We start from the raw sequence: 18,037 nt of genomic DNA, 5'->3' as shown, positions 1-18,037 counted from the left end.
AGGAGACCTGACCCTTAAATTTTTGCCGATGAAGCCAAAGCGGGGCATGCTCAAAATGACGAAATTGGTACTCATATGGCTAAATTCGTCAAATCCATCAAAAATGGGCGCCAGCGATGGAGGTGCCCCATGACGAGCCTATCCCGTCGAATAAATAGAAAAGGGTCCTGCCACTAAACTGGCAGGACCCTTGAATTCTAAAAAGGAATTACCGACGGCCGCGGCCGTAGCCATTGCCCGACGAACGTCCGCCGCCACCGCCACCGGAGGACCGAGGCTGGGCTTCGTTGACGGCGATGGTTCGACCGCCGAGATCCTTCATGTTGGTCTCGTTGATCGCTTCGGTCATTTGGTCGGCATCGACGTCGATAAAGCCGAATCCTCGCTGGGCGATGATTCTGGCGTTGCTCGGAGAGAATTTGGCGAAATGCTCGAGAAGTTCGTTCTCGCTGATGCTGTATGGCAGGTTGCCAACAAAGAGGGTTTTAGTAGCCATGATGTTTCAGCCCATTGGGCTTCCGTTATGTCATTGTTCAGATCTGAAGGGAGAGAGTCGTCGATTAGAACTGGCCAATATGGCAAAAACTTAACGGAAACTGAAACCTTTAGTACTTAACCCTTACACTTTACCCTTTTTGAACCTTTTCTGGCTGGAGGCTGCTGCTGATCCAAGCCGTGGCCAAGGGTTGGAACCGTCACTTGTTTGTGTGGATCGACGAGGCTCATTCCGTCCTCATCGTAAATCCAAGGGGTGTTCCAGAGCAGTTTCAATGCCTCATTGAAAGGCATTACGTGGTACCGGTCCGGCCAGAGCGCCATGATCTGCCTTTCGATCTTCCGGGCGTGCCGCGACGGTGCCTGGGGGAAGAGGTGGTGGGCCACATGAGCGCCAAAGTGGCTGTGCATCGTGTCGAGCCAAGCTAGCCATTTCGGCAGGGTTACGGAAAGCGAGGAGGCCAAAACGTCGCCGTCATCGACCAATGGGTTGAGAAAGTGGTTCGTTGAAATGTAGGAAATCACCATAAAATTGGCAATCAGGAGAGGAACGATGTAGCCGAAAACCAACACGGGCCAACCCATCAGCGCCGTCCCTACAATCCAGAGTAGTTTCGGAACCAAGAATTGGAAGAGGATTGCCAGCCGGTCCTTCGCCTTCAGCTTTGGATCGCGGACGTACCGCATCATCGCCGAGAGGTTTTGCTCGGACATCATCAGGCAGTAAAACCCGAAAATCAGCAGGTTGCGCAGGAGAATCGAACGGCGGTAGAGCCACTTGAGGACCGGCTTGTTTTTGTACTCGTCCAGCAGGAAAAGTCGATCCGGGTCGAGGTCGGCGTCCTGGGTATGGCCATGATGCTCGGCGTTATGCCACTTGCTCCACAGCAGGGGCCCGATGGCGAATGGCGAAAATGCCACCCCCGCCAAAAAGTGCCGCAGTCGACGATTTCGGATGGCTCCGCCGTGACAAATCTCGTGGGCGATGAATCCCATGCACCCAAAGCTGTGCCCAATCAGGAGCGACACACCCGGCACGAGCCACCAAGAGCTGTTCCATTTTAGGAGGATCAAAAGCCCGGCACAGAGACCAATGTGGGCCAAGAGCCATAGCAGATGCAAGTTGTCGGGCTTGAGGTAGCTGGCAGGAATGACGGCCTTGAGTTCCTTACGGTACTGGGGGCGCGGCGGGCAAGAAGGGAGCATGGGGTTGGTAACGGCCTGAAGAGGTTTCAGGCGAAGGCAAGTTCGAAAATGCCACGACTCGAATCTGCTTCGCTTCGATTTTGGGTTCGACTGCAAACGGATTTTCCAGGCATGGCAAAACTCGCTCCTCTAGGATGCCATACAATGCCGCCCAAAAAGAGCCCTATCTGAAAGACTGTCCATATTTTAATGTCCCGGACAAATGCTGTCGGAATAGTCACGCCGAGAGCGGGGCGGGCTTGACGCATCATCGGCACACCCTTTTACCCGAAAGAATGACGAGCCAGGATCGTAATCAGGAACCTAGATAGAACATTCTACGTCTGCTTGGAACGCGGTCAGATGCTGACATGCCAGTCGTCCTTTAACCTGAACTTGCCTTATGCTTCGGCTTGAGGCACTGCCTTCAATCCATACCGCTTCACCAAGAGGCGACCGACCATGGGAAGGGCGAGGGCCATGTGTTCTGCCCTCATGCCTTGGTGCATCGTCGCTTTGGCAACTAGGTAACCATCCCAAGCGACCACAAGAGCCGCAACAAGGCAGACAGCGTAGATGAAGATTCCTAACCGCGACAAAGGTCGATTGATGGAGAGTATGCAGTAAAGAGTTGACAACAAAGCCGCCGAAACGCCCATCCCCAATGTAACCCAAGGGTTTTGCATAGCGCCAACATCCACATTGTAGACCGGAAAGGGAGTCCGCTCGACAACCGAACGGAATTGAACTTGAAAACTGGAGCCTCTGACGAGAATCGAACCCGTGACCTCTTCTTTACCAAAGAAGTGCTCTACCTCTGAGCTACAGAGGCTCGCGAAGACAAAATTATACCTTTGCCCTGCGCGGTGTTAGCGACGGTAAACCAGCGGATTTAGATCACTTGCCGCAAAGTCACCGGGTTTTCGCCCCGGGAACCAAGTCTCCAGGTCCAACTGGCGCTGCGGACTGTCCGGCTCGGAAATTCGCGCCCCATCCTCCAGATAGATGATCGTCATGACTTCCCGGGTCTGGTCGGTCGAACTATTGCCCGGCGCGCCATGGATGCACCATCCGTCGTGGAATGTCGCATCACCCGCCGACATGTCGCCCGCCGCCGAAACTGGATAGCCCTTCTCCCGAATCAGGTCTTCCAACTGCGCTTCCGAGTCGTCCGAAATGTTGAGTGCGCCGAGATATCCCAGTTCCTGCGATCCGTCGGCAAACCGCATCGTCCCCATCTCGGCCGTCACGTCCACCAGCGGCATCCAAAGCGTCACACACTTCACCCCATCGAGCGGCCAATATTGTTGATCTTGGTGCCAAGGAGTGTGTCCACCGCCCGGTTCCTTGTACAAAGCTTGGTCGTGATACACCCGCACACCTTCGACTCCCATCAGGTCCGCGGCAATTTTCGCAAATCTTCGAGACAACGAAAATCGGCGCACCGCTTCGTCGTTCACCCACAGGTTCATGTTCTGAATGAAGGCCTTCCCGTAGGTATCCCGCTCGGCCATCGGCTTGTACGTTTTCGCCAGTTCTTGAGTTGATTTTGTGATCAAATCTCGGTAAACCTGTACTTCTTGGGGGCTCGCTACTCCGCGCAGGAGCACATGGCCATTTTTGCGGTATGAAGCCACTTGCTCGCTCCCCAAATCGTAGGGGGTCGAAAGGTCTGGAAGGGTTCGAATGTCCGTCATTTGGTCTATTTTGTGTGCAAATGTGCTCATAATTGAATAGTCAAATTGGTGAATCTAATGTCTGAAATGGGAAGTATGCACCGCCACCACCGCCTCATCACCTCGCCGGTTCAGACCGAAGTCGGGTCCATTCTGCTGGCTGGACTGCACCTTTTCGGGCACGGGGTGAACCGATCCGGCAAGGCCCGCGTCTTCGATGGAGCCGCCCTCGTTCTCGTCACCAGAGGCGAAGGCGTCTACAAGGACGCGAAGGGCAAAAAGACGCCGCTCAAGCGGGGCGACGCAATCCTCGTCTTTCCTGGTGTTGCTCACTGGTACGGCCCCCAAAAGGATCAGATTTGGGACGAAATCTACGTGGCCTTCGACGGTCCGCTTTTCTCACCCTGGTTCACTAGCGGCCTGCTTGACCCCGAACACCCGATCAGGCACCTGGGCGAGCAGATCGACGCTAAAAGCTCCTGGCTTCTCCTGTGGATCGAGCAGTTTGCCGAACTCAAATCGCAAGCCAAGCAGATTCAAGCCATGACCTCGCTGGTTCAATTCCTCAGCGAAGTCGCCCTCGGCGAAGGCTTCGTGCAGAAGCAGAACGACGATTGGCTGAACCGCGCCAAAGGTCTTCTCAGCTACGACCTCAAGGGCAACATCGACCTTGAACGTGTCGCCAAGGACCTCGGCTCCAGTTACGAGGCATTCCGAAAGCGGTTCCAAGCCCACGCGAACCAGTCGCCGATGCGCTACCGAAACGAGCGCAAGGTCGAAGCCGCCAAGCAGATGATTCGATATTCACCACAGGTCAGCAACCGCGAAGTCGCGGAGGCATTGGGATTCAGCGACGAATTTCACTTCAGCAAGAGATTTCGGCAGATTGCGGGCATGACTCCAAACGAGTTCCGCACCTCCGTGAAGTAGAAGTTCATGAGTTATTGGCAAGGCCTTATCCACCGCTACGGTCCCTCCCTCAACATCGACGGTGTCGATCGCCCCGTCAGCCTGCATGAAGGGAACACTCCTCTTATCCCGGCTCCCAAGCTGGCGGAAGCGATCTGCCCAGGTGCAGAAATCTTTCTGAAGTACGAAGGTCTTAACCCGACTGGCTCGTTCAAAGATCGAGGAATGACGACGGCTATAACCCATGCTCAGGCCCAAGGGGCCAAAGCGGTGGTTTGTGCATCTACTGGGAATACGGCCGCCTCGGCAGCAGCCTACGCGGCCCGTGCCGGCATGAAGTGTTTGGTCATTATCCCCGACGGCAAAATCGCCCTTGGCAAGCTCGCAGGAGCCATCGCTTACGGCGCGACCGTGGTCGCCATCGATGGCTCGTTCGACGACGCGCTCAATCTTGTTCGCGAACTCGAAAGTCGAATCCCGATCGCGGTGGTTAATAGTGTCAATCCGGCCCGCTTGGAGGGCCAGAAGACCGCCGCATGGGAGGTCGAGGACCAACTCGGCCGCGTACCCGATTGGCTTAGCTTGCCCGTCGGCAACGCCGGAAATATTTCCGCTTACTGGCTTGGCTTTACCGAGCGCGGCGGCCCACGTCCGCGCCTGCTGGGTACCCAAGCCGCCGGTGCCGCCCCGCTGGTCCTCGGGCATCCGGTCGAAAAGCCAGAAACGAAGGCAACCGCCATTCGCATCGGCAAGCCAGCTCGCGGCGACCAGGCGCTCGCCGCCATCCGGGAGTCGAACGGCATCCTTCTCGCCGCGTCCGACGAAGAGATTTTCGACGCGTATCGCCTCGTCTCTAGGCTCGAAGGCGTCTTCTGCGAGCCATCTTCGGCCGCTGGAATCGCTGGGCTCAAAAAGACATATGCAGACCACCCCGACGAATTCAAAGGCAAGCAGGTCGTGTGCGTTCTGACTGGCAACGGCCTCAAGGACCCCGACTCGGTCTTCGAACAGGAAACCCACCTGATCCGAATTCCTAATGACATCGAAGCTCTGGTCGAGGTGGCACGATGATCCGCATTCGAATCCCCGCCACCACCGCCAACCTCGGCCCGGGCTTCGACTGCATGGGCCTGGCCCTCGATCTCTGGAACTCCTTCGAGATGCACCTTCAGGGCGAAGTAATCACCGTTTCCATCGATGGCGAAGGTGTCGGCGTTCTCGCCACCGACGACACCAACCTCATCGCCACCACATTTGCCGCCGAGGTCCAGCGACTCGGACTCGCCATGCCCGCGGGCATCCTTTTCAAGGTCCATAACGCCGTCCCCTGTGCTAGCGGACTCGGTTCAAGCTCAACCGCCACGCTGGCCGGAATCATGTTTGCCCAGGCTTACGCGGCCCACGCCAAGGGGACCGACCCCGCCGAAATCGATCCCGACGAGACCCTTCGCCGGGCCGTCGAGGTCGAGGGGCACGGCGACAACGTCGCACCGGCCCTTCTTGGTGGATTCGTGATCGTCGTCCCCGATGGCGAAGGGGTGCTTACCCAAAAGGTGCCCCACACGAAGATGAAGGTCGTCGTGTGCGTTCCCGACTTCAAATATTTGACGGCCGACGCGCGAAAGGCTCTGCCGGACTCCTACTCCAAGCCTGATGCCATCTACAACATTGGCCGCGCGATGCTCGTCGCCGAAGCGTTCCGCGCCGGAAATGACGAACTCCTCAAGAGCGCGATGAATGACCGCATTCACGAGCCGTTCCGGCTGAAGGACATCCCGGGGGCCATAGGTGTCAAACAGGCCGCCCTCGATGCGGGCGCACTATGCGTCTGCCTTAGCGGCGCTGGGCCGGGCATCATCGCCTTCACCCGAGATGGATTCGACCGCATCGGTCGCGCGATGAAGGACGCCTACAAGACCGCCGGGCTCGACGCCCGCTACTGGATTCTCGACACCAGCGAAGAAGGCACCCACGTTGGCCGCCTTCCGGTGTAAGAAAGCCCCCATCTCGCGATGGTTTTTGATACGCTGAAACGAATCCTTCGTTGAAGCATGATTTCCATTCGCCGGTATTTTGCCCAAGCCAAGTCAGAGGTTGTCGACCCGTACGGCTTCATCGACGACGTCTATCGCTACGCTTTGGCCCGCACGGGAAGCAAGGAGGACGCCGAGGATATCGCAATAGAAGTTGTCCAGCACACCCCCAAAAGGATGCTGGCCGCCGAACTTCGCCCCTATATGATCGGCATGGCTCGACGGAAGGTCGCCGACTTTCACCGAAGGGCCGACCATCCTACGATGGTCGACGCGGGGGTGTTCCTACCCGCATTCGACCAGTCAATTGACGTCCATCGCGCCCTGGAGAGACTCACCGACAACCATCGCGAGGCCCTAATCTTGAAGTACGTCAACGGATTTTCGAGCGCCGAAATCGGGTCCGTCATGAGCCTCACATCCGAGGCCGTCGACAGCCTGCTCCAGCGCGCCCGCAAGTCCTTCGTGAGCGAATGGAACGACATGCACGGAGAAGAAGAATGAACGATCAGAAAGCGGATGAACTACTATCCCATTACGCCGATGGGCTGGGCCACTACACTGGCCCTTTGCCACAAAGACGTCACAGAATGGCCCTTTGGAAGCCCCTTTCGCTCACTGGCGTCGGTGCCACCATCGCGCTTGCCATTATTTTTGTTCCTCGGCAGGCCAGCGCCGCCGCCAGTGAAAGGATTCTGGTTGCCTTCCAAAATGCACATTACTGGCGACAGGTTACGTCGACCAAGAGTTCAAAGCAAGCGAAGTGGATTTCCTCTAGCGAAACCACTTACTTCGACGGAAAAGTCCAAATGGTGAGCGGGATTCCCAAGTCCAGGCAACTCACATCCACGATCGATGGAGTCGAAGAATACGATGACTTTCGCCAACTTCCCTACATCATCCAGACAAAAATTGACTCCAAGTACCGGAGCAGTTCGTTTGAGAATCCGATGGACCATGCGATGCGGTTCCTTCGGTCGCTTAATTCGTTCCAGAAGCGTACGGCCAAACCCTACCGAGGCATCGAAGCCTATGAGCTAGTCAGCAAGGGGGCCAATGCTCAGCATGGAACTGTCGTCACAGTATCGAAGGATTCGGATTTGCCTCTCCTTATACGGACCGTTGGTCCAACTCCCCACGATCGATTCGAAATTCGACAGGAATACTTCTACGACTTGCCAAGTCCGTCTCCCAACTTCGATCCCAATCCAGCCAAGCCGATTATTGACATTGAGGCGGATCGCCAAAAGACCCTTGACCACTATGGACAAGTGCCCGTGTCAGATGAAAAGCCATTGGTCTTTGACGGCGTTTTGGGCCGGAACGGCGAACTGTGGGTCATGCTTGGCCTAAAGAGCACAAGCAAACCAGGTTGGGTGCCATCGAGCAAACAGAATGGATACCAAGTCGGAACATCCTTTGTCATGTCCAATTACGGCAGACGAAAGGACAATAAGGTTGGTGATTATGAGATTGTCGCCTACTTATTCATCCCAACTGATAAGCAGATTTCACGGCCAAATTCGGTGGATATTAAGTTCCAGCTTCGACCGATGTTTGGACGATCTACCGCCGATACCGCTACAGCGATGGTGCCTGTTGGACTGCACGAGTCTCAATGGTCGTTCCCGGAGTTTATGCCCGCATTCGCCCTCCAGGTCCCCGTCGAATTCGTCGCCGATCGCTTCTGGAACATCCGTGGGCACGTCTTCATGGGCCAAGGTGACTACCGCGATGCCGCTATCTGCTTCGAAAACCAATTCGATGTCTCTGTCAAATATCAGATGATCCCCAAGACCAATTATTCGAATCCGCTCGAAGCTGCGGCAACGTGCTACGACAAGCTAGGCGACCATGCCAGGGCGAAAAGCCTCCGCAAGCGCCTGGCCGAAATGACGCTGCAGAAACTTTTCGATATGTAGAATCAATCGACTGGGTTCTAGCCTGCGATAGCCCGCTCGAACTCTTCCCACTGAGCGTCGCTTGGTGACCCGAATAACGAAACGCCCATCGCCCCACGGTGATGGGCGACCTTTACGGCCTTTTCCAGGTCGCCAGCTTTGAAATCCGGCAGATACAGGCCCGCGTAAACCGGAAAGGTCACCGCGTCGATATTCTCGCGAACGCAATCGCCGATCCAATCAACTTCCTGCTCATAGAACTTGTTGTAGGTCATCGGGCAAACGGCATCGAGGGGCCATTTGTCCCAATCCTGCCGGCAAATCTTGCGTGCGAGCGAGGGAGTCGGGAACACGGCGGCCGTCACGACCTTCTTCTCAGCGTGGACGCTTTGCACGACCTTGGTGACGAGATTGGTGACGTTGTCGTATCGGAAGTGAAGCCAACGCTGGTCGATGTCAGGCCGATCCAAAGTCTTCGGGTCGTACCCATATCGCTCCTGGAATGCCTTCCGGCTCGCGTCCGAGTAGCAAAAGTCGTAGTCGGGAAGCTCTTCGGTCTGGTCGAGGTTGTACTTGCTCCAAAGCCCTCGCGGCAGAATGACGTCGGGGTAGCGCACGTAGTCGAGATGAACCCCGTCCACTAGCGGGTTCTTGGCTCGGTCGTGCGCTTGACCCACGATGTAGTCCACCACCGCAGGGATCGATGGGCAAACCCATTTGTAGTAGGCCACATAAGGCGGTTGATCGAAGCAGCTCTTGCCCGACCGACTGACCTGATACCACTCTGGATGATTATCGTGAATCCACTGATCGCCGCGATTGACCGTCCACATCCATGCGTGGAGCTCAAGCCCGGCTTCCTTGATGGCGTGGCATTCGGCGTCCGGCAGTTCGTGCTCCAGAAAGATGCCCGTAATCCCGTGAGCGCGAATCTTTTGGTACTTGTCCTTCAGGTCCTTTTCGGATGCCGATTTCGACGGTCCGGTCCACATCCAGTACTTCCGGGTGGTCATTGGCTTAGGATACTTTGCTTGACCTCGTAGCTATCGGTCCAAAGGGACAAATGCCAATCTGAAGGCTTCGATTGGAGCGAGAATGGTGGTGAGTGTAGGATTCGAACCTACGTAGGCTCTCGCCGACAGATTTACAGTCTGTTCCCATTGGCCACTCGGGCAACTCACCACGCGGGAATGAAAATTATACCATCTGTATTCTGCGATACATCTTCATCAAGCAAGAACCAAGTAGAAACAGATACATGAGCAACATTACCATTGCCTTCCACAGCGGATACGGACACACCAAGAAGGTTGCCGAAGCGGTTGCGGCAGGAGTCGAATCCGTCGCTGGGACCACCGTTCACTTGCTTGACGTCACCAAAGTGGATGAGCCTCTCGACGGTTTTGCATCCGGATGGGATGCCCTCGACGCATCGGAGGGAATTATCTTCGGATCTCCAACTTACATGGGCGGACCGTCGGGACCATTCAAGACCTTTGCCGACTCGACCGTTTCTCGCTGGGTCAGTGGCGCTTGGCAGGACAAGCTCGCCGCTGGATTCTCAAATTCAGGTTCAAATTATGGCGATAAAGGTCTTACCCTCTACTACTTTGTGACGCTTGCCTCCCAGCACGGAATGAACTGGGTCTCAAAGGCCCTGAAGAACGATGGCGTCACCAATCGCAACGGATTCTCCGTCGGACTCGGTGTGCAGAGCGACAACGATTCTCCCGAGGTCACTCCGGGCGAAGCCGATTTGAATACATCGAAGAAGTTCGGTGCTCGATTTGCCGAGGCCGTTGCTCGCTGGAACAAGTAACGCTTATCGCAAGGTAAACCAAGTCATTCCTTTTGCCGGGATATTGATGGTTACAGGAATTGTAAAGCCGCGAGAGACTTTGATCTTTTGCGGCTTTCCATCGTGTTCGGCTAGAACCACCTGGTCAAGCAACCCCGTGTAGTAAATGGGAACCTCTATCTCTTCATGGATGGGCTTATTGGTAGAATTGTAAAGCACCAGCATGCCCTTCTCATGCGAGCCCGTCGGGTTGGCGTGGAGAATTCCATCCCATGATCGACCATCGCAACGACGGAGATGAATCACGTCTGACTCCAGCACCTCGCGGTACTTTTTGAACCAGCCAACCCACTTCTTCACCATCGCTTCGGTCTCGGGCGAGTCGTAAAGCCTTGGGCCGCGATAGCAAGCCTGGGCTCCATAGCCGAGGTTATTCGCTAAGTGCATCTCATAGTCCGCCAAATGCTCCTTCAGAGGCTCAATCGTGGCCGCCGCACCCCCGCCCTGGTACTGCACCAATGGCACGAAGGTCCAACCCATACTCGGCGTCTTTTCCCAGGTTCCATCGTACAGATTCTGACGACAGTGAACGTGCTGCAGAGCCCGGGGCAACGACCAATTCGTCTCGCGGTATCCCATGCCCGTTTTGTTGGATCCCGATAAGAAGTAGTTGTCGGGAACATTCAAATAGATGTTCTTCGAGCGGCACCATTGGTAGAAATCGGTAATTTCGAGCCACTGCTTGTACTGCGAGTCGTCCAGCCCCTTATGCCCGGGGTGGCTCGTTGAGGCGCAAAGATCGCCCGGATAGCTTCCGTCATGCTCCAGTAGGTCGAAGCCGGTTTTCGTGAGGAAGTTTTGGATGCGATGGAAGTAGTCGATGCCCCACTGGCTGAGGAGGCAGGGGGAGTTACCGAAGATGGCACCGCCCGTCTTTCCGGTCTTGGGGTTGATGACGTCGTTCTCGTCGTCGATTCGGCGGCTGGCCAGGAGTGAGTAGCCGCCGAGCCGTAAGCCTTTCGAGTGGGCGTAGTCGGCGAACTCCTTAAACTTCTGAATCTCAGCCGGATTCGTGGTCTCCATATTCACACCACTTCCAAAGCTCAAGATGATCATCTCGAATCCGCATGCCGCCGCCTGATCGATGGCGGTATGGACGGTGGCCGGATCGGTGCTCGTCAGATGGAGCATCAGCGGGTTATCCTGACTCCAGGGCGCAAGGGTTCGATACAGCTTTCGCACCGCTAGCCCGTTTCGCTCGCGGTCCGTGGAGTCGTAAAGAAGCTCGTGGACTCGATACGACTTGAACGTCTGGCCAGCGGCAATGTCGATGTCGGGTCCAAGTTGGGGTTCACCTACGAGCAGGCAGGGGGTTTTCAGATCGTAGTTAACCTGCGTGGTGTAGGTCGGATCGTCCACCCAATGCACGCCTTTCATTTGGCTGTAGGTGCTCATGCCGCCAAACGTATAGTCGCTCGTCACGAACATGTTCGGCAATCGCCAATTCGGACTTGGATCGACGTTCGATTCGCCTTCCACCGCCGCCAAGACCTCGTTTTGAAAGTGGTTGAGCGTGACCGGAACCGAACGATCATTCTTTATTTCGATCCACTTTGAGACCACCGGCACTGAAGTCGGCATCTGATAACGAACGGTCACGATGATGCCCGGAACTGCGGCGTTTCGGTACTCGAACGAGATGCCCTTGCCCGTTGGCGAGTGAGGGTCGCTGATCAGCGGCTCGTACGGCATGACTTTGTACGAAGCGAGTTGAAAACTGCCGGGAGCCGGAGAAGCCCTTGACAAAAGTCCGAGGTCGATATAGGCTTGGTCGGGTGTACCGCTCAGTCCACCGATGTCGTACCGATTTCCACCCAGGGTAACTGTCGCCTCTGGCTTGACGGCCCGGAGGAATTCGTTCTTACGTGTCTGTTCCAGGAAGCTGAAGCAAGCGCCCGAATCCTTCAGCCATGAACGAGAGATCAAGCCGTTGGAAAGGCTGATCGTCTGGTCGGCCATATCGACGCTGACGGAAGGAGAGTGATGGCCGAGGAGCCAGTCGTGCGAGGGGTTCATCGTCGCCATTGAGAATGCCAGGAGCGCAAAGTGCACCCTGACATTCTATCGCAATGGCTAGATTAGATGACGCCCTGTTGGCGCAGGACGGAGTAGTGGCAAGACTTGAACTTGAGACCACTGCCGCACGGGCAGGTGTCGTTTCGTCCGACCTTCTTGGGATCGACGTTGCCTGGGAACGGGAGAGAGCCCGGTTCGGCTTTGCTGGCTTCCTTCGGTGTGTCGCCATCCGGAAAAGCGTCGGTCAACGCCTGGGCCAGTTCTTCGTCCTCACGCTGAGCCTGGACTCGTACGTGGAAGATCATCTTCGAGGCGTGCTCGCGAATGTTCTTGAGCGTCGATTGGAAGGTGTCGTAGGTCTCCTTCTTGTACGCGACCAGCGGATCGACCTGGCCGTACCCCCGCAGACCGATACCTTCGCGGATGTATTCGATCAACTGGAGGTGCTCCATCCACTTGTCGTTGACCGCGCGGAGCATCACGAACCGCTCGGCTTCCGGCATCGCCTCGCCCGCCTGCTCGACCTTTTCGTCGTATGCCTTTCGGGCGATGTCCTGGACAAAGGAAATCACAGGCTCGCCTGGCTCGTGCTTTTCGAGGTCGGCGATCGTGGCGTAATCCACCAGCGGGAAGATTTCGTTAAGGTCTTCGAACAGAACGGAGTGGTCGAACACTCGGTCGCCGTTCTCCTCGATCATCCAAGCGTTGTCGCAGATGTCGGCAACCACCTCGTCAACGTAGTTGAGGAGCTCTTCGCGAACGTCTTTACCCAACAGAACTTCGCGGCGAAGGCCGTAGATGTGTTCGCGTTGAGCGTTCAGAACGTCGTCGTACTCAAGAACGTTCTTTCGAGCCTCGAAGTAGTGGTTCTCGATTCGCTCCTGCGTCTTCTGGATCATTCGACTGAGGAAGTTAGCGTTCACCTCTTCCATCGGGGGCCAGGCCTTCAGCATCGGATTCTCCAGCATGTTCGGGTTGAAGATCTTCCAAAGCTGGTCTTCGAGCGAGACATAGAACTTCGATTCGCCGGGGTCGCCTTGACGTCCCGATCGTCCACGAAGCTGGTTGTCGATTCGTCGCGACTCGTGTCGTTCCGTACCAAGAATAAACAGACCGCCGAGGGCTCGGACGATCTCTGCCTGCTCGCGTCGCTCTTGGTCGCTCAGCGGAAGCGGCGGTGCGGCGCGCTCGTGACCACCACGTCGGTAGCTCTTGAAGGTTTCGCCGTACTCGTCGACGCCGTCGTGAGCGACTGCGACCTGATCGCGGGCCATGCGGACGAGATCGTCTTCGACGCGGCCACCAAGAAGGATGTCAACGCCACGGCCAGCCATGTTGGTAGCAATGGTGACGGCGCCCTTTCGGCCAGCTTCGGCAATGATGACCGCTTCTTGCTCGTGGAACTTCGCGTTCAAAATGTTGTGCGGGATGCCATGCTTCAGAGCTTCCAATAGGAACTCACGGTTGGACTCTTCCAGTCCCCACTCCTTCAGGCACCAGTCGGTCCAGTTGGCGTCGGTAATCGAGGTCGGCAGACCCATCTGACCGAGGAGCATGGCAACCTCGCTCATGTTGAGCTCGGCAAGGTTCATCTCGTAGAAGCGGCGGGCATCCTTTGCTTGGTCGCCCTTCAGCTCCTTCGTCACCTCGTTCATGCTCTGCAGCCGCTTGGTGATCACCAACTTCTGAAGCATGTCGGCTTCCAGTCGGTTGGAGACGATTTCGGACATTTCGATCGACCGTGTACCCACGAGGACCGGCTGTTGCTTCGTGTAGAGTCGAAGGATTTCGTAACCGATCGCGCGGAATTTGGCTTCGTGCGTCTTGTAGATGCTGTCGCCGTGGTCTTCGCGCTGCTTCGGTCGGTGTGTCGGAACGCTGACGACGTCGAGGCCGTAAATCTTTCGAAACTCGTCTTCCTCGGTCTTGGCCGTACCGGTCATACCGGCCAGCTTTTCGTAAAGTCGGAAAAGGTTCTGGAACGTGATGGTCGCAACCGTCTGGCTTTCGTTTTGAACGCGAACACCTTCCTTCGCTTCCAGGGCTTGGTGCAGACCATCGCTGAAGCGGCGACCGAACATCATTCGTCCCGTGTTCTCGTCGACAATCACGACTTCTCCGCTTCGGACGACGTAGTCGATGTCGCGGGTGAAGAGGCCGTGGGCCTTGACCGACGCGTTGATGTAGTGGAGGAGCTTGACGTCGGCGGCGATGTTGTCGATACCGAGCATCTCTTCCAGCCTGTCCATGCCCTCTTCGGTCAGGGTTGCACTGTGGTTTTTCTTATCGGCGGTCCAGTGCTCTTCGGGCGTCAGTTGCTTCACCAAGCCATCGATGGTCTTATAGGTCGAAACGTCTTCCATCGAGGGACCAGAGATGATGTGCGGAGTTCGCGCTTCGTCGATCAAGATCGAGTCGACTTCGTCGATGATGGCGTAGTGGAGCTCGCTCATCACGAGGTCTTCTTCGCTGAACGCCATGTTGTCGCGAAGGTAGTCGAAGCCGAATTCGTGGTTGGTGCCGTAGGTGATGTCGCAGGAGTAGGCGTCTCGTCGGCTACAGGGGACCAGATTCAGATAGCGAGGATCGCCCACGATATCGGCACCCGGCTCGTAGCGATAACTACCTCCCAATTCGTCGTTCTCTTCGCTCTGACCTTGAATGATGCCAACGGACAGGCCGAAGAAGTGATAGATCGGACCCATCCAGACCGCGTCACGACGGGCGAGGTAGTCGTTGACCGTAACAAGGTGGGCGCCTCGGCCGCCGAGGGCGTTAAGGACGAGCGGGGCGGCAGCGACAAGCGTCTTACCTTCACCGGTCTTCATTTCGGCGATTCGTCCGTGGTGGAGGACCAGGCCACCGACCAACTGGACGTCGAAGTGGCGCATACCGAGGGTTCGCTTGCTGACTTCGCGGACACAGGCGAAGGTTTCGACCGTCAGTTCTTCGCCTTTCTCGCCGCCTCGGGCTCGATGGCGGAGAGCGTAGCACTTGTCTTTGAGTTCTTCGTCGGAAAGATTCTCGATATTGGCCTCAAAGGCACTGATCTTGTCGACGAGCGGTTGAATCGTTTCAATGTCTCTCTTCGACGTATCGAAGAGCTTTCTTAGGAGTTCTAGCATGGGTTTATAAGAGGTGGACGTGGCGCACGCAGGCGCACAAGGGGCAAGAATCGGAGTCGATTAGCTTGCGGGTCCGTCTCTGGATCGGCGGATTTCGAGGAATCCGTCGCGAATTTGGGCGTTGCCTTCTATGAAAACGGGGGTCTTTTGCGCTTCGTCCCGACTAGGGACGTTCAGCGATACTTCGCCCGCGTTCTTGTGGTCAAATGACGCAAAAGAAAGCGATGCGAAGAGGTCGTCGAAAGCCTTGAGGTTTCGAGCCTGAACCGGAATGTTCGCCAAATCCTGGTGACACGACAGCAACTCTGCACAGTCTTGTCGTGCAAAGCCCTGAAGGATCAATAAGAGGATGAATGGCAACGAAGCGAACATTCGCTTTTTCTCTTCCTGATTATGACGCACAAATCGTGCCGGGTATTCGTGCTGTTGGCAAAACAATAGTCGTCCCCGGCTTATGCGCCAGGGACGACCTTGATCCGATCTTCGATTGACTCTTACAACGTTCCGTAGAATGCGTTGAAGTTGACTGCGCCCCAACCGGTGCAGAAGTCCCAACCCGCGGTCGGGTTAGCGGTCTTTCTGTTCAAAGAACCACCGCCACTGCTTGGCAACTTGCCAATGCTCGCTCCGGTCGTGATGTCGTACCACACGTCGGATCGACCGTTCTGCGCGTAGATGAAGTCTTGGATGCGTCCAAGTCTTGCCGTTCCGCGAGCTGCGTACAGTCGCTGTTCGCAGGCCGCGAGACCGGCCGCGAAGGTCGGCGACGCCGCGCTGGTACCGCTAAACGTGTACAGCGTGTTGCTGGAGTACGCATAGTAGGCATAGGGGCTGTTAAAGCCGTTCGCACCAGAGGCGTGGAGGGCTACGTCGGGAACCAGCCGCTTATTGACGGTCGACGACGAAGGAACGCCCGTACCAACCTGCCAGCTAGGATGCACGTTGAACGACGAGCCGTTTGCGCCGGAGGAAGTACACCAGCCGCCACCGCCGCCATTGGTACCGGACTTGCCCCACGTAGTTTCGCTCGTTCGGTTGCCAGACGCATCGGTCGTGGCGATGGTTCCGCCCACGCTCAGCACTTCAGGATCATAGTCCGGGTAGTCGTATGGGCCAAGAGTCGTTCCCGCGTCGCCGGACGCCGCCATGTAAGTGATGCCGGAGGCAGTCATGGACAGGTGCTGGGTGTGTGCCGTGGCAGCCGTACTAGCCGAAATGCTCCAGCCATAGCTTTCTGTGATGATGTCCGCTGTGTTCGACGAGGCTTCAGTGGAGAGAACGGTGGTCAGATTTCCGCCCGTGCCATCGTAGATGACGATGTTGGCCAAGGGCGCGGCCGCGAGGATCATCTGGAAGTCTAGATCGCCTTCACCTTGCGCAGTGTTGTTTTGGCTTCCGGTACCGACATGGACGACGCTCACGTTGGACATCGCGCCGCCGGATGGGGTCGGCAGGCCATAGCGAGAGATGAACAGGTTGCCGTTGTTGAGGCTAAAGCCGTCCCAACTCGAGATGCCGACGGTTCGCCCGGAGCCGGTCCAACCGGCCGAGAACATTGAGGCGAGTCCGTAGAGAGTTCGCGTCATGCTGGGCGCAAGGGTGGTGCCACGCATTTGGGGGCGAGTGTAACTTTCGACGCCATCGACGCTTTGAATCTTGCTGACCAACGTGGACGGAACGTTCAGCGGGGTCACATTGGCTCGGTACGAAATCGTGCCGGTGTCTTCAGTAACTTGGAAGTTGCTGATCGTGGTGTTGAAGAGTGCTTCGACTTGGGTCTGCGTACCGGTTGCGGCGATGGTGATGTTGTTAGCGCCGACGTGGGTGATGGTAAGACCGCCTCCGGTCAGGAATTGCTTGACGGCCAAGATGTCCTTGGCCGACGCGCCGTAGCGGATGCCGACTTCCTGAGGGGAGATGAAGTGGCGGTAGATGGCCGACTTTGGATCGCTGACGGCATCGGCATATGCCTGGAGGCCGTACTCATCTCTCGGCTTGAGGCTGATGGACACTTCGATCAGATTCGAACTGGCCACAGGGGCTTTGGTCAGCAGGGGGAAGCTCTGGGATAGGACGGGCAAGACCGAATCCGGCAACGGAACGAGCTTCGTTGTGGTTTGGGGGCTGGCATTGGCCGCAATCGCGAGGGCAAACGGGCCAACTAGGGTTAGCGATGATTTTTTGAGTATGGGTCTTTTAGTCATTTGAATCACTTCCTATGTGGAAGCATTTGGCCGCCCTCGTAGTTTCTTCTTGAGGTAGCCACCTTGGATTTGGTTGTCGCCGGGCGAGAGGTCGGCTGAGCCCCGTGAGGCGTTCTCCACCGTTGCTAGAACCTTGAGCACGGGCGATCCGGTTGACAAATCGCTCATGATCAAAACTGCCTCACCATGATAATAACCTCGCAACCAAATTCGAAAGGTTGTTGACTATATCAAAATGGCACAAAATGGCTCAAGAGTATTTATGATGGGGCGTTGGGAACGGCAGATTTTGAACCTAATCTTATAATTTTCTTCCGGGACTTTAGTCCCGCTTGCAGGTTTTTGTGCCTTTTGAAAACGGCACGAAAAATCGCATTTCATCTGTAACTATAAAATGTTACTTGAATTGATAAAATACTCACCACTGTGCTTCTAAAAGCAATTCAGGCTCTTCGACCGAAGTCGAAGAGCCTGAATTTGTCGGTGAGGGAGGTGGCTTTTAGCTGTCGCCTATTCCGCCCCAGTCGGCTCGCATGATATTGAAGTCAGCGGTGCCGATGACGCCGTCGCCGTTAAGGTCGGCGGCTTCGTTCCAGTTGGCAGAACTCGGGATCGCGCCCCAGGCGGCTCGGAGG

At 56.3% G+C, this 18,037-nt stretch carries 14 protein-coding genes and 2 tRNA genes; 6 read left to right on the top strand and 10 right to left on the bottom strand.

Translation table 11 applies throughout. The features are described 5' to 3' along the window. Positions 1-208 precede the first annotated feature (208 nt). From GC165_17600 to GC165_17585, 4 genes are all read right to left on the bottom strand, one after another. Positions 209-496, bottom strand: a complete 288-nt coding sequence (locus GC165_17600) for an RNA-binding protein (protein MBI1334686.1) — start codon at positions 494-496, stop codon at positions 209-211. 116 nt (positions 497-612) lie between these two features. After that, positions 613-1,701, bottom strand: a complete 1,089-nt coding sequence (locus GC165_17595) for an acyl-CoA desaturase (GenBank protein MBI1334685.1) — start codon at positions 1,699-1,701, stop codon at positions 613-615. Between the two features lie 736 nt (positions 1,702-2,437). Next, positions 2,438-2,512 (bottom strand) — tRNA-Thr (locus GC165_17590). A 37-nt stretch (positions 2,513-2,549) separates the two neighbouring features. Continuing rightward, positions 2,550-3,377, bottom strand: a complete 828-nt coding sequence (locus GC165_17585; GenBank protein MBI1334684.1) for a phytanoyl-CoA dioxygenase family protein — start codon at positions 3,375-3,377, stop codon at positions 2,550-2,552. A 57-nt stretch (positions 3,378-3,434) separates the two neighbouring features. Between GC165_17585 and GC165_17580 the strand changes: the two genes are divergently transcribed. From GC165_17580 to GC165_17560, 5 genes are all read left to right on the top strand, one after another. Then, positions 3,435-4,286 (top strand): helix-turn-helix domain-containing protein, encoded by an 852-nt coding sequence (locus tag GC165_17580; GenBank protein MBI1334683.1) that lies wholly within the window; start codon positions 3,435-3,437, stop codon positions 4,284-4,286. A 6-nt stretch (positions 4,287-4,292) separates the two neighbouring features. Next, positions 4,293-5,336: a threonine synthase gene (locus tag GC165_17575; GenBank protein MBI1334682.1), complete on the top strand. Its 1,044-nt coding sequence runs from the start codon at positions 4,293-4,295 to the stop codon at positions 5,334-5,336. After that, on the top strand, positions 5,333-6,259 hold the full coding sequence (gene thrB / locus GC165_17570) for a homoserine kinase (GenBank protein ID MBI1334681.1): 927 nt from the start codon (positions 5,333-5,335) through the stop codon (positions 6,257-6,259). The genes GC165_17575 and thrB overlap by 4 nt, the downstream gene beginning before the upstream one ends. A gap of 57 nt (positions 6,260-6,316) precedes the next feature. Beyond that, positions 6,317-6,802, top strand: coding sequence for a sigma-70 family RNA polymerase sigma factor (locus tag GC165_17565; GenBank protein MBI1334680.1), 486 nt, complete (start codon positions 6,317-6,319; stop codon positions 6,800-6,802). An 86-nt stretch (positions 6,803-6,888) separates the two neighbouring features. Then, positions 6,889-8,220 (top strand): hypothetical protein, encoded by a 1,332-nt coding sequence (locus GC165_17560; GenBank protein ID MBI1334679.1) that lies wholly within the window; start codon positions 6,889-6,891, stop codon positions 8,218-8,220. Positions 8,221-8,237: 17 nt separating this feature from the next. On the opposite strand, the gene GC165_17555 is transcribed toward GC165_17560, so the two are convergent. Together GC165_17555 and GC165_17550 are read right to left on the bottom strand one after the other, a co-directional pair. Then, positions 8,238-9,212, bottom strand: coding sequence for a family 10 glycosylhydrolase (locus tag GC165_17555; protein ID MBI1334678.1), 975 nt, complete (start codon positions 9,210-9,212; stop codon positions 8,238-8,240). 83 nt (positions 9,213-9,295) lie between these two features. Then, positions 9,296-9,381, bottom strand: a tRNA-Tyr gene (locus GC165_17550). 76 nt (positions 9,382-9,457) lie between these two features. Here GC165_17550 and GC165_17545 point away from each other — a divergent pair. Further along, complete coding sequence (locus GC165_17545) at positions 9,458-10,018, top strand: NADPH-dependent FMN reductase (GenBank protein ID MBI1334677.1); 561 nt, start codon at positions 9,458-9,460, stop codon at positions 10,016-10,018. Positions 10,019-10,021: 3 nt separating this feature from the next. Here the strand turns inward: GC165_17545 and GC165_17540 are convergent, their stop codons facing one another. From GC165_17540 to GC165_17525, 4 genes are all read right to left on the bottom strand, one after another. Next, positions 10,022-12,109: an alpha-galactosidase gene (locus GC165_17540; protein MBI1334676.1), complete on the bottom strand. Its 2,088-nt coding sequence runs from the start codon at positions 12,107-12,109 to the stop codon at positions 10,022-10,024. 26 nt (positions 12,110-12,135) lie between these two features. Continuing rightward, on the bottom strand, positions 12,136-15,198 hold the full coding sequence (locus GC165_17535) for a preprotein translocase subunit SecA (GenBank protein MBI1334675.1): 3,063 nt from the start codon (positions 15,196-15,198) through the stop codon (positions 12,136-12,138). Positions 15,199-15,258: 60 nt separating this feature from the next. Next, positions 15,259-15,570 (bottom strand): hypothetical protein, encoded by a 312-nt coding sequence (locus GC165_17530; GenBank protein MBI1334674.1) that lies wholly within the window; start codon positions 15,568-15,570, stop codon positions 15,259-15,261. Positions 15,571-15,692: 122 nt separating this feature from the next. Then, on the bottom strand, positions 15,693-17,402 hold the full coding sequence (locus GC165_17525; GenBank protein MBI1334673.1) for a hypothetical protein: 1,710 nt from the start codon (positions 17,400-17,402) through the stop codon (positions 15,693-15,695). Positions 17,403-18,037 lie beyond the last annotated feature (635 nt).

This window comes from Armatimonadota bacterium (assembly GCA_016125185.1).
Lineage (GTDB): Bacteria > Armatimonadota > Fimbriimonadia > Fimbriimonadales > Fimbriimonadaceae > Fimbriimonas.
This window is presented reverse-complemented; position numbering and strand designations above follow the sequence as displayed.